We start from the raw sequence: 12,672 nt of genomic DNA, 5'->3' as shown, positions 1-12,672 counted from the left end.
TTTCAGAATGATAAAAGACAGGAAAATTCGATGATTTATAGTATGACTGCGTACGCACGCAAAGAAGTAAAAGGCGATTGGGGTACAGCAGTATGGGAAATCCGTAGTGTAAACCAACGCTACCTTGAAACTTACTTCCGTATGCCTGAACAGTTCCGTGGTTTAGAGCCGATCTTGCGTGAGCGTTTCCGTAAGCGTCTAGCTCGCGGCAAGGTTGAATGTAACCTACGTTTTGAAGCAAACCCAGCAGCGAAAGGCGAGCTAAGCATTAACGAAGGTTTGGCTCAGCAAGTAATCAATGCTGCGAACCAAGTAATGACCATGACAGGTGAAGACAGCCGTTTGAATCCATTCCAAGTCATGAACTGGCCTGGCGTGATGGAAACGCCAGAGCAAGACATGGATGCCATCAACAAAGATCTACTGGAAGCATTCAACGATGCCATCGCAGAGTTCATTGATGCTCGTGCTCGTGAAGGCGAGAACATGAAGGCGCTAATCGTACAGCGCTTAGATGCGATCACTGAAGAAGTGGTTAAAGTTCGTACACGCATGCCTGAGATCCTAGAATGGCAACGTGAGCGCCTTCTTACTAAATTTGAAGATGCTAAAATTGAACTTGAAGGTTCTCGTGTTGAGCAAGAACTTATCCTACTTGCGCAGAAGTCAGACGTAGCAGAAGAGCTAGACCGTTTAGACTCTCACGTGAAAGAAGCAAATGTCGTATTGAAGAAGGGTGGTGCTTGTGGCCGTAAGCTTGACTTCATGATGCAAGAGTTCAACCGTGAGTCAAACACGCTAGCGTCTAAGTCTATCAGCACAGACATCACAGCATCAGGCGTAGAGCTTAAGGTTCTTATCGAACAGATGCGTGAGCAGATCCAGAACATTGAATAATAGTTACACTTGTATTTAACTGCATTTACATCATTAAAATACAACAACTTAGATAAAAACACTTTCCACCACTGTATTCTTTAATACACTATTAACCACCACCAACTGGTGGTTAATGTGGTGGGTATGATAGACTTACCATCAAGATAGGTGGTGGGTAAAAAAGTATTCACCAAGATCAGGTACGATTAGAGGTGAGTTATGGCTAAGTTGTCCGTAAAGAAAGTAGAAGCGCTCATTAAGGCTGGTGGCGAGAGAACACAACGCCATGCTGATGGTGAAGGCTTATACCTAGTGGTTCCAGCGTCAGGTACTGCAAGCTGGATGCTACGCTTTACCTCTAATAAAAAGCGCCGTGAAATGACGCTTGGTAAGGTCAATGACCTTTCCTTATCTAACGCTCGCCTCGAAGCCGCCACTAAAATGAAACAAGTGAGAGAAGGCTTTGATCCCCTCATACAACGCAAACGTGCCGAACAGGAAAGCATTAAAACCGTTAATGACTTATTCGAAGATTGGTACCCCACCTTAGTTAAGCGCCTTAAACACCCTAATATCCCCAAACGTGTTTACACTAAAGATATAGCACCACACATAGGTGACATCCCTCTCGATAAGATTACCGCACGTGATATTCGCACAACAATCACTGCGATTAATGACTCTGGTCGCCCGACTATAGCCAATGATGCTCTAGGTCACTGTAAACAGTTATTTAATCACGGAATGAAGCTTGACCTTCTGCAAGGCAATCCAGCCTCTGCATTTACTGTGAGAGACGCTGGCGGCATAGAGCAAAGTAAAGATCGCTTCTTGACTGAAGATGAACTAAAGCAGTTCTTTAGTATCGCTAGAAAGAACAGCACCAACTTTAGCCGCGATAACTATCTAGCTTGTGCATTATTGATTTGTTTAGGTGTGCGTAAATCTGAATTGTGTGAAGCTAAATGGGAAGAGTTTGAGCTAGAGAATGGTTTATGGCACTTACCAAAGGAGCGTAGTAAAACCAATGTGGGTTTTACTATTCCATTAGCACCAGAAGTGTTGGAGTGGCTCGATGAGTTGAAGATAAGGGGATTTGGCTCTGATTACGTGTTTCCGAGTAGAAGAGCCAGCAAGAGCCCTCACATGGGCCCCGACACGCTTAACCGAGCCATTACCAAGCTATTTGGTCATGAGGCTGGCAAGAAGAAGCAGCCACCCAATTTGATGGGGGATATGACGCACTTCACCGTGCATGACCTACGCCGCACTTGTCGTACTCTATTGGCAAAACAAGGCACTCCCGGCCATGTGGCCGAGAGATGCTTGAATCACAAGTTAAAGGGTGTTGAAGGTATTTATGACCAGTATGATTATTTGGAAGAGCGGAGAGAGGCTTTAACTCGTTTAGCAAGACACTTTATGTCTTTCTTAAATAACTGACTCTAAATCAAACGATTATTTGCAGTGTATAGGGATATGTCTAGCCCATCAAAATCACTGTCATCAGTCAAAATATTTACTATTTCATAACTAGACATCGACTCGATATAAAAAGCATCGTAAGCATCCAGACAGTGCTGATTTAAAGTTATAAGAGCGTTTTGTGATAAGGCCGAATTTAGTGTAATGTCGAGAGGAGATGACATTTGGGTGATTTGCTGCCAAGCATTGGATACTTCTTCCATCACTCTCTTTCTATGATCTGTTTTTTTCCTAAAACTTTTACGAGAAATGTCTTCAGTTTGTTTTGATTGAAATATATCGTATTCCGTTCTCTCTATGATATTAGCCAACTCCGATAAAGCTAAAGGACTATGATAAATACTTGCACCTTCATCTAGTATTTTTTCAATAAATTCAGGATATATTTCTAGTTGGTATCTAGCTGGTGCATTTTGAGTTTGTATCTCATTAGAAGCAGCATATGTGAGCCAGAACCATACATTTGTATCAATGAAAAATTTGTCTGAATGATGTAGATCGACTCTATTTTTTATGTTAACAATTCTAGTCATACCTATCACTCTTCATGCTTGTTCAATGTATCAGTCACTTTGCTTTCTCCACTGTAATAATGGATTGCATTTTGGATAACAGTGTTGAGTAAACTTAGTCCTATATCATTACAATTTACTATCTTCATTCTCTCCATTAACTGCTCAATAGTCATGTCCTTTAGTAGAACACCTACTGATGCATTGAAAAATGGTGATGCAAATAAAGACACACCTGAAAAATCAATCTCTACGATTTGGCCTTCTATCAACGCCGAGGAAATAGCGTTATTCAATTTTGTTCCGCTTTGCATTGATATTGCATTTTTACCAACCAAATCAAAGACTTTAACGTTTAACATTGGCAACTCCTAAAAAAATTTAACCTGAGAAACATCTTCAGATTTAAAGCGGTAATGCTTATTATCACAATTGATTTTAATACTTACTAATGTGCCGGGAAAGTTATGCTGAGAAACACCTATATCAAAAGCGTTCCCTTTTGAGATTTTAGCATAAACCTTATTGCTATAAATCCTCATCTCTCCCTCATTAATTCTAACAAACTCGCTCAATAGATCGAAACCTAAGCCTCTTGGCATACCTTGCTTCACACTATCAGTACCTGTAGAGTTTCCTTTAACTAACGCCCATTGCATAGCATCAATATCACTCTCAATGTCACCATTGAACCGCCTAACATTCTGTACAATTCCAGGACCAAAATCCAAAACACTAAGGCTAAGCGTTTTTTCCTTTCGATCATACTGTCCGCAACTATAGACACCTAGCTGTTTTAAATCTTGGATCGCAGCCCCATGTCCATACGCATTCATGAAAATTTCAAATATTCTACTGACAATTTCATTTTTTAGCATATCACTAAGTTTAACTTTATCATCAGATAGCCACTGTTCATTTAAATGTTCTGCGATATTATCTTCATCCAAATGAGTCGTGTGCTCCCGATAACCTATATAATCTCCCCCTGCATAGCCTTCGAAATTCTCCTGAGAAAAGTGACTAAGAAAATTATTAGATATAAGTCGGCTTCTGATTAAGTCACTCATAGAGTTGACATCAAACATTACACCGGCAGTTGCGAATGATTGACCATCAAAAATAGAAATTAAAGACCTGGCTAGTTTTGTATTTTGAAAGTTGACGTACCTTGCTAGTCCTCCCAACATGACTACCCCATGATGATCTAACCGAGAGCATTTACTAAAATCAAAGTCAAAATTTCTCTTAGGGTCAGACGTTATAGTCTCCATGATTTTGAGAATTTGGCTAAAACCATTGTCATCATATTTAATATTAGGGACGGCAACTTTAATCTTATTCATAAGCTTTCAACAATATTCCTTGATATCCCTATAGAGCTGAACTCTAAGGTTTAAAACGATTAAATATTTGAATCTCATTCTTCCCCCGTATCGTGAACAGGTTCAATAAGCCCTCGGGAGCGCCACCGGTTTCCGTTAACTAGATCCTCAAAAGGTACCCCATTAGATAGTGTTAAACTATCAGCATGATCTGTCACTATGATTTGAGGACTAAACCCGTTATCCAACTCTAGTTCACTACAATAATTTGAAAACTGGCTAAACAAGTTCTCAACAGCTTTGATATCTTCATCTACATGCCTTTCTTTTTTTGTTCGCTGCTCAGACTCTAGATTCTTTTGCTCTTCGAAAGTATCAGCATTATCACGATTAAAGTTCGGAAAATAAACTTGAGTAGGTTGGTCGAAAAACAGAATTGAAGGGATAGCGCAACTATTCCCCTGCAGCGAAAAATATTTATGTAAGGCTAAAAATAAAGTCACATGACAGTACAACCAGTTTGCGCCGCTCCCCATTGATCTTAAGTGAATTTTTTCATTTGTAGGGGTTAGGTGATACAGGTCGAATGTTTCGAATGAAAAGTGGAGATTGATAGGCTTGTAGCTAGCTTCAAATTCGAAATAGCTACCAATATCAGCCATATATGTGTTTACGTCAGCTGATGCCTTTTCTAACCCTTTTTGCACATCATATTTTTTAAGGTCTCTTGTGATGTCTTTTATCTGCTTGCTAAGATCTTTAACTTGCTTTTCAAGCTCTGCATCATCGGCCATATTTAATGTATCGATCAGTGCAAATAGTTTAGCCTTCTGCATCAAAATACTTTCATACAGACTCTTTTGCTCTACTAACTGCTTTTCTGTTTTCTCAATTTCCATTACTTGCTGATTTAACTCAGTAAGTGCTCGGCTAACAGCCTCTGTCTTACGCTTCACATCAACTAAAGACGATTCAAACTTTGCTTTCATTGGACGGGCTTGAGCAAGGTTTCCTGATACTTTAAGAATAGCTTTCTGGAGTTTCTCTGCACTTTCTCGCAAATTGTCTTTTTCGGTGTGACAAAATGGACAAACTGAAGAAGATATGTGTACATGTCCAGGTGAGCTAAATTGTTTTACGTTACCGACGAAAAGCTCTTCTTCTTGAATGTGCTTATTAATTGAAGCAGTTTGACGCTGTAGTTTCCTGAGTTCAGCAGTTTTTTTGTTACGATCTAGTTTAAGCTGGTTGTACCGCAGTGTGATAGCGTCTGAATTATGGTTAATTTTTTCGGGTACGATAATGCTATCAAGTTGATCTTTTCCATCTTGAGGGTGGCGTAATAACCTTTCTAATGATAATGGTTCCTCCTTAAACCCCATCAGCGCATACAACTGGTTTAAAACCGGACCAACATTTAGTTTATACTTTTCTGACGTACGCTTGTTAGTCTCTTTCTGGCGCTCCAAACGTCTGATATCCATACTTAATCGTTCTTTCTCTTGCTTTAAGTGAAAGAATTTTTGATCGACTAAGCCTAAAAATATCTTGGTATGCTCAATTGCTTGATCTCGTTTTTCTTTTTCATCAAATCGGTAGAATAACGCATGTTTATTAGCTACAAGATTTTGGTGCTGGAGCATAAATGATGAAAAGCTACGTATGGATGGAGTCGCAGCCTTAGCATTATTGCGTCGATTTGCTCTGGCAGCCAAAGACTCATCCACATCATCTATATCCAAGAAAAAACCTCTTAGATGTTTCTTAAATTCACTTAATGGACGGAAATAGTTGCTATTGAAATAATCACGGACAATATCGGCAGAGTTAAACGACTCAACACGACGAAAAAAGGCTTTAGTCGCGATATCAGGATCACGAGCAATCACCATATCTTGTTCATTGACAGCAAGCGCAACATAATAAATAGCTGCATTTGTGGTAATGACACCTTTGGGTATAGTGTTTTCACCACTACCAAAGCAATAGTCAAATATTTCAATTAAAGCACTTTTACCCGTCGATGACTTACCAGTGACAACATTGAGCCCCTTCTTAAAACTAACTGGATGCTTATTTCCCAGCTTATCAATAACACCAATCTCATGAATTAATGTCTTCATCGTGGCTTTACTCCTAAAAATGCATAAATCTCGACTACTGAATGTCCACTAAGTAATCGCCCTAACTTCTGCGCATTTTTTTGACTTGTAAAGGTTGAATTAGCACCATCACATGCACAAAGAGACAAACGTTGTTCGTTTACAGATAACCAATCATTGATTAAACAGTACTGAATACATTGTTCAGTCAAAGTTTGAAATCCATCAATGCGTTCTTGCAGATCATAGAGCTTGCTCCGGTCATCAAAAACCGACCAAATAGTGCTCTTTTTGTTAGAATTGAATAGCTTTCGACTAAAAAGAGGGTGGCTGCATAGTGGGATAACCAAAGGGGCGAGTAGTAAACTATCCTCCGATTCATCCATAGCCGTATAAAATGAGGCCAGAAACTCACCATACTCAAACGGGTTGTACTTTAATTCGTATAAGGCGTCGACAATACTACTCATGACTCCACTCTCCATTCTAAGCCACGTTCTTCGTCATCCATTGCGTCATGTATCAAGCCATTTTTGTATTCAATCGGTGGTATATCATTACCCATATTTAAAGGCTGCTCACCTATGGTTTTGTTATACAGCAGTTTCGAACTTTTAATTGCAGTTGCATCTGTTGCTTCAAGTTGCGCACTTGAATGAGCAAGTTTATATTTTTTAATCAATTGGTTCTGATAAGCCACTGTTTTATCTTTATATAATGGATACTCATCTAATTGCTCAAGCAGAGAGTTTTGTAATTCAAGCCAATTACCGATGGCATCAGGTATCATTTCGTGATGCTCAATTTCAGTAATTTTTTGCACGAACGGCCTATCTTGGTAGACTTCCATTTCTAGTTCAGATGCCTCATGCCCCGTAAAGGCAGGAAAAGTGAACTCCTTTTTGCAAAGAAGCGCAGTGAGCTCTTCGCACTTTGCAGAAAAATCTTGATGCTTGATACTCCAAGATTGCTGTGTTGCTTGCGCATATACAAAGCCAATAAGCCCATGAAGATAACTTTTCAAATTATTCTTAGGAATACCCACAGGCTTTGAAAGCACTTGTTTTTCCAGCACTTCTCCATTGTCTGCTAGTGTAAATAACGTGACTTTAGCAAGTACACTTTCAAGAAGTAGCTCATCAGCATCCATTACAGCTTGCTGTAGTTTGATAATCGCTGAAGGCTTCTCAGCCTTAAGCTGTTCTTCCGTACGTTCTGAAAAAATCGTTTTTAGTATGTCCAAGCGCCCTGCAGCACTTTGTGTGTTCCAGTCCCTTAAGCGAGTTGTTGCACCAAACGCTTGGGTAGTATGAAGAACTAAAGCACCATACTGGATGTGTTCAAAATCTGAAGCGAGCCAATTTTTAAGCGTTTTCCAAAGATTTTCATGATGATCCGTCAGTGGCACCGCATAATCTTTTACTTCGGTTTGTACTGATGCCAAAGTATCAGGCGAAATAAAACTAACATCGCCATCCTTTTCGAACCAAATCGACTGACCATCTTCAAGTAAAAAACACTTATGCAACCCAATTAGCACTTGATAATGAAATGCTAATGCGGTTGTTAGAGCTGCATTTTTTGTTTGGCCACTACTCACTATCTCTCCTTAGAACCGGCCTTTAAAGGCTGGTTTTAAACTATTGCTGACTAGAGACCCCCTCACTAAATCTTTTACTGTGATATGTCATGGTAGGTATCTTTCTATAGCATTGGCACCTCTTGATGCCTCATCATTGACATTTAAAGCCCTTAAATGTCAATGATTAATATAACTTCTTTAGCGTTGGCTTTATAGTAAATTTAAAGTTCTGAGATCCCGATTTTACTCACCATCCAATCTTCTACCTCACTTTCCAGCCAAGCCTTTCGCTTACCCATCACGGTTACATTCTTAGGAAATTCACCAGCCTTAATCAAGTTGTAGATGCTGCTTCGACAGAGTGTTGTTTTATCCATGACTTGTTGTAATTTAAGAAATTTCATTTTGAAACCTTGTTATGTAGTTCAACTCATAACAAAGGCCTCTGCGTTATTTTTTACTTTTACCTATCTAACCTACTGTCAGGAGATGGCTAAACAGACATATTAGGGTTGCACAAAAACAGGAATCACTTGCTGGCTATGCCAACAAGTGATTCATTATTACAACTGACCATTCGCCACTGCGACAGCGTATCTATAAGCGGCATCTCTTCCTGCGGAGCAAGCAGCTGCTTTCCTCACCTCAACTTGTTTATCTGCACTTCGTTTATCCACTAGCTCCCAAAGGTCTTGATGAGCTATCGGTTTTTTATTTGATTTACGCCAATTTCGACGTTTCCAACCATCAAGCCATTCATTAAAACCATCAACGCAATAGTCACTGCTTAAATAAATAATATCGCCATCACAAGCACGCTCTAGCCCAAAAGCAAGTGCTGATAAGTCTGCGTAATTACGGTCTGTGATGCTATCAAGGAGCAGCCAGTCTTCATCCGCTATTCTTTCATAGTCATCGAATACAACCAGCCCTACCCCAGCAGAGAGTCGTCCTCTTCGCTTCTCTGCGGTGGCTGCTTCTACATAAATTTCTTTTTTCATTTTTATACTCTCCAGAGACTAAAAAGCCGATACATCCTTTGCACCAGCTGATTGTGTTGATTGTTCATTCGTCGCTTTATTGCGATTGCTACATAACAACGGCAAGAGAGTTATTTTTTACCTGTCTCTGGAAATACTCCCTCTTCACACCCCGATTCAAAATGCTCTCAGATATATTTCATCAGTACGCATAACCAAACAGATAACCCAGGAGCTCTTATGCGTAACGCCAACAACCAACACGATTACCCATTCAAAACTTCAGAGTTAAATGAACTGCTAGAGCGTGCAGCCGAAGCACTGGCTGCGAAATACAAGCGAGAAGGCACGTTCACTAACCCAACCAATGTTAAGGAATATTTAAAGCTCAAGTTAGGGGCTCATGACCGCGAAGTGTTCGCCGTGATGTTTCTTGATAATCAACATCAATTGATCAGTTTTGAAGAGTTGTTCTTTGGCACTATCGATGCTGCCTCTATTTACCCACGCGAGGTACTCAAAGCAGCACTAAACCATAACGCTGCTGCCGTCGTTTTTGCTCATAACCATCCTTCAGGTATTGCTGAGCCCTCTCAAGCAGATAGACGCATTACACAGCGTTTAGTGGATGCTCTCAAGCTGGTGGATATCCGAGTGTTGGACCACATCGTTGTGGGTGAGGATTGTGTGTCATTTGCAGAAAAGGGGTGGGTATGAATAAGTTTGTTATTTCAGGGGTAAATGATGAACTCGTTAGTCCCATGCATTGTTTTCTTGAAGCACTTATGTCTGACAACATCATCCCAAACACAGTCGAGCGGGTAGCGTTAAACATACGCTCTAAAGATATAAATAGTCGCTTTCAACCAATCGAAATTCAATTAGAGCGAACATCAAGCAAAACACCTTGGCAACTTCGCTTTATTGCCACCTTTGATGTGATGGTTACTGGTAAGCCACAAAAAGAGTTATCGCTGTATTTCAACTTCGTAGGGTGTTGGTTCTACCACCCAGAGATTAAGCAGTGCAACTTACAACGGCCAGAAGTTCAAACCTTACTTGCTAGCTGGCTTAAAGCCATCACTCACACTCTCATCACGCAACCAGCTATCTCAATCAACATCACATCCGTTCGTTAATCCTAACCTATTTCAAAGAGGTTCCTATGAATCAAGCAGCCAATCTGGCTATGTTCGCGTGCAAGCGAGCTAAGCCTTCACATCAATTGAAAGACCTAATCAAACGCTCTATTGATGGTGTTAATTACCGAGGAAAAATGACCATCTGTTTTCAAGATACCAATTACCACCCAAAAGAAGGCGGCTTTCACCCTGTCTCTATTACGGTGGATGTCAAAGATAGCCATATCGCGCTTATTGAAATCACTGACCTTGTTTATGTGGGAGCCAGTACACCAGAACTCGTTCCTGACTTGGCTTTTGATTTTGCTAACAGCGTCGCTTTCGCTCGTTTCAGCGGATGGCTTGGTATGTACCTCCAAGAAACAACCGAGCTGTATGAAATGTGGGAGTGTAACTTTCTAGCTTATGTAGAAATGAACGCCTACGACCAAATTCAGGTTGAGTACAGTTAATCATCACTCGTAACAATCATATCCACTGACCGTCTTGCTCAACTCCATATCACAAGCATTCAACACAACCACCAGCACAGAGCCAAAACGAGGCTGCTTCCCATATTGTTAAAACGGGAAGCATCAATCCCTTGATGTATAAGGACTCTTTAATATCGCCTGCTCTGTGCTTCCCAAAACACCCTTCTACAGACAAAAAAGGAAGCAGATTATGGCTGAGGTCCAAGCAGTCAAAGACGATGGCACTATACGTATGGTTGGTCACCTATTGAGTATTCGTTGTCATCCACAAATGGCCGATGTATGGCATATCGGATTAAACCTAGCACTGAGAATTTCTGATTTGTTGTCGATTCGCTTTGAAGACATTCATGGCGACCGAGTCATTATTCGTGAAAGTAAAACTGGCAAGTTCGCCAACATTCAGCTCAATACCAAAGCACAGCAGTACATTGCTAGATTGAGAGAGCAACATCCCGACCACATCTATTTGTTTCAATCCCACCGATGCCAACAGCTGAAAAACAAACCACCCCAGCCAATCTCGCGACGCGCTGTGTCCATGGCATTTCAGCAAGTAGGCCAAGAGCTGAATATCGCTTTAGGTACTCATTCGATGAGAAAGACGCGAGGCTACTTTCTTTACCAATCCACAAAAGATATAGGCCGTGTCATGAAAATGCTTCGCCATACTTCAGAAGGCGTGACGCTTCGCTATATCGGTATTACTCAAGATGAGGTTGATAAGGACTTCGTTTCTCTTGAACTTTAAACCTAATCATTTACTCAGGGGGCGGGACCGCTAATCCCTTATAAACATTAAGCTCAGAGCCTTTTTGAGTTTCGTCATCACCACATTGGAGATCAAATAACATGAATCCATATAACGCAATAGGCAGCTTTCTAGTCGGCAACTTATCGAAAAGTTTAATTCAAAATTTATTCTGGAAAACCAACAGCCCAATTAGGGGGAGCATTGTGTATTGCGATCTCGCGTTTGGATATGCTGAGCATTCAGGTGTCTACATGGGAAATGGACGTATCATTCATCGTAATGGCAAAGGCCTTATCGAAGCTGCATCAATTCGTCAGTTTCTGGCGGATACCACAGCCCTTTCGATTTACGTAAGCTGCAATACCCAAGGTAGAGCCGTTGGCAATGAGTCTACTGCTCAAATAGCAGGAGCTATGCTTGGTGTACAAACAGACTACTCCCTGTTAAATGAAAACTGCCATCAGTTCTGTAGCCACTGTCTAAGTGGTGACATATTCTCAAACACGTTTACATTAACTCAGCTTAAACGTGACGCTCATGCGCACATTAAAGCGAGTCAGTGGCGTGTATGGGATTTAAGACATCGTCACAAAGGATAAGGGGATTCACTCCCCTTTATTTTTTGCTTTCTAGATAAAGACCTAGGTTCGAACCTAACGAATACTTCGACCTATACATCGATGACCTTCGTCATAATGCTTCGTGTCATACTTAGCAAAATAGCTAAGCCTACGAAACAAGTCTTTAAATACTTTAATAAAATCCTTACTCTTTGGATCAAGGAGATAACTGGCATTGTCAGGGAAGTGCACAAGACGGCGGATAGTACTAACATCACAATTCAATGCACTAGCCCAAGCACTGGTGATAGTCCATGCTAGAGAGCCTGATCTTGTAGTATTGCCCAACCTACCAAAACGGTCTTCATTCAGGAATAAGACAAAGTGATAGTGGTCGTGTGCCGATTTATCGCGCTCCCTAACCCACGCGAACCTAACAGTACAGGGATAAACTCTTGTTCCTTTGCGGTGACATCTTCGTTCATGCGCCTTAAGTTTGGCCTTGAACGACTGAACAAATCGAGTAGCTAAATCTGTACGATAAATACCTGAAGCTTCGTTACCCAAGATTTCATCACGGCTAAGACAGTCAAGCAAAGCACCTTGGGGTTGACGAAGGTCGAACCTAACAGCAAAAACCCGCGGGTACTCATCCATTGCATTATCCATTGGTACACGGATAACTTCTAGGTAATCGTTGTTAAGCCCATAGGATGAGCCTAATGTTGGTAATCCTTGGTAGGTAGATTTCTTCATGAGATTGATTCCTGTGTTGTTCATCTACAGGTATCTCTACTCATATATTTTTTTACCTTACTTCCTAACCTACTTGAGGTAGGTATGGTTCTTCTAGATGACTCTTTTGCCTACATATACTA

General features: G+C 40.8%; 16 protein-coding genes. 7 read left to right on the top strand and 9 right to left on the bottom strand.

Annotation, left to right across the window (positions count from 1 at the left end):
- Positions 1-30 precede the first annotated feature (30 nt).
- Both DUN60_RS15210 and DUN60_RS15205 read left to right on the top strand, forming a co-directional pair.
- Positions 31-897 (top strand): YicC/YloC family endoribonuclease, encoded by an 867-nt coding sequence (locus DUN60_RS15210; RefSeq protein ID WP_114634198.1) that lies wholly within the window; start codon positions 31-33, stop codon positions 895-897.
- A 201-nt stretch (positions 898-1,098) separates the two neighbouring features.
- Positions 1,099-2,322, top strand: a complete 1,224-nt coding sequence (locus DUN60_RS15205) for a tyrosine-type recombinase/integrase (protein WP_016792879.1) — start codon at positions 1,099-1,101, stop codon at positions 2,320-2,322.
- Positions 2,323-2,324: 2 nt separating this feature from the next.
- On the opposite strand, the gene DUN60_RS15200 is transcribed toward DUN60_RS15205, so the two are convergent.
- The 8 genes from DUN60_RS15200 to DUN60_RS15165 form a co-directional block, all read right to left on the bottom strand.
- On the bottom strand, positions 2,325-2,897 hold the full coding sequence (locus tag DUN60_RS15200) for a type II toxin-antitoxin system VapC family toxin (protein ID WP_016792878.1): 573 nt from the start codon (positions 2,895-2,897) through the stop codon (positions 2,325-2,327).
- Positions 2,898-2,902: 5 nt separating this feature from the next.
- On the bottom strand, positions 2,903-3,238 hold the full coding sequence (locus DUN60_RS15195; protein ID WP_016792877.1) for an STAS-like domain-containing protein: 336 nt from the start codon (positions 3,236-3,238) through the stop codon (positions 2,903-2,905).
- Positions 3,239-3,247: 9 nt separating this feature from the next.
- On the bottom strand, positions 3,248-4,222 hold the full coding sequence (locus DUN60_RS15190) for a hypothetical protein (RefSeq protein WP_114634197.1): 975 nt from the start codon (positions 4,220-4,222) through the stop codon (positions 3,248-3,250).
- A 74-nt stretch (positions 4,223-4,296) separates the two neighbouring features.
- Positions 4,297-6,324 carry a DUF3732 domain-containing protein gene (locus DUN60_RS15185; protein ID WP_016792875.1) on the bottom strand — a complete coding sequence of 676 codons (2,028 nt, stop codon included), beginning with the start codon at positions 6,322-6,324 and terminating at the stop codon, positions 4,297-4,299.
- Positions 6,321-6,773 carry a three component ABC system middle component gene (locus DUN60_RS15180; protein ID WP_016792874.1) on the bottom strand — a complete coding sequence of 151 codons (453 nt, stop codon included), beginning with the start codon at positions 6,771-6,773 and terminating at the stop codon, positions 6,321-6,323. The genes DUN60_RS15185 and DUN60_RS15180 overlap by 4 nt, the downstream gene beginning before the upstream one ends.
- Complete coding sequence (locus DUN60_RS15175) at positions 6,770-7,903, bottom strand: hypothetical protein (RefSeq protein ID WP_016792873.1); 1,134 nt, start codon at positions 7,901-7,903, stop codon at positions 6,770-6,772. The genes DUN60_RS15180 and DUN60_RS15175 overlap by 4 nt, the downstream gene beginning before the upstream one ends.
- A 203-nt stretch (positions 7,904-8,106) precedes the next feature.
- Entirely contained in the window at positions 8,107-8,289 is a 183-nt protein-coding gene (locus DUN60_RS15170; RefSeq protein ID WP_016792872.1) for an AlpA family phage regulatory protein, read from the bottom strand.
- Between the two features lie 159 nt (positions 8,290-8,448).
- The gene (locus DUN60_RS15165; protein WP_017085975.1) at positions 8,449-8,886 is read right to left on the bottom strand and encodes an RNase H family protein; all 438 of its coding nucleotides are present in this window, start codon (positions 8,884-8,886) and stop codon (positions 8,449-8,451) included.
- A 219-nt stretch (positions 8,887-9,105) separates the two neighbouring features.
- Between DUN60_RS15165 and radC the strand changes: the two genes are divergently transcribed.
- The 5 genes from radC to DUN60_RS15140 all read left to right on the top strand — a co-directional run bounded on the left by radC (position 9,106) and on the right by DUN60_RS15140 (position 11,833).
- Positions 9,106-9,582, top strand: coding sequence for a RadC family protein (gene radC / locus DUN60_RS15160; protein ID WP_029222026.1), 477 nt, complete (start codon positions 9,106-9,108; stop codon positions 9,580-9,582).
- A complete protein-coding gene (locus DUN60_RS15155) occupies positions 9,579-10,004 on the top strand; it encodes a DUF2787 family protein (protein WP_114634196.1) in 426 nt (141 codons plus the stop codon). The genes radC and DUN60_RS15155 overlap by 4 nt, the downstream gene beginning before the upstream one ends.
- Positions 10,005-10,030: 26 nt before the next feature.
- Positions 10,031-10,459 carry a DUF2787 family protein gene (locus DUN60_RS15150; RefSeq protein ID WP_016793316.1) on the top strand — a complete coding sequence of 143 codons (429 nt, stop codon included), beginning with the start codon at positions 10,031-10,033 and terminating at the stop codon, positions 10,457-10,459.
- A 211-nt stretch (positions 10,460-10,670) separates the two neighbouring features.
- Positions 10,671-11,231, top strand: a complete 561-nt coding sequence (locus DUN60_RS15145) for a tyrosine-type recombinase/integrase (protein ID WP_016793315.1) — start codon at positions 10,671-10,673, stop codon at positions 11,229-11,231.
- Between the two features lie 101 nt (positions 11,232-11,332).
- On the top strand, positions 11,333-11,833 hold the full coding sequence (locus tag DUN60_RS15140) for a lecithin retinol acyltransferase family protein (RefSeq protein ID WP_016793314.1): 501 nt from the start codon (positions 11,333-11,335) through the stop codon (positions 11,831-11,833).
- A gap of 54 nt (positions 11,834-11,887) precedes the next feature.
- On the opposite strand, the gene DUN60_RS15135 is transcribed toward DUN60_RS15140, so the two are convergent.
- Positions 11,888-12,550: an inovirus Gp2 family protein gene (locus DUN60_RS15135; RefSeq protein ID WP_016788395.1), complete on the bottom strand. Its 663-nt coding sequence runs from the start codon at positions 12,548-12,550 to the stop codon at positions 11,888-11,890.
- Positions 12,551-12,672: the final 122 nt, after the last annotated feature.

This window comes from Vibrio splendidus (genome assembly GCF_003345295.1).
GTDB classification, from domain to species: domain Bacteria; phylum Pseudomonadota; class Gammaproteobacteria; order Enterobacterales; family Vibrionaceae; genus Vibrio; species Vibrio splendidus_K.
Note: the sequence above shows the minus strand (reverse complement) of the source record. Positions and strands in the feature narration are given on the sequence as shown.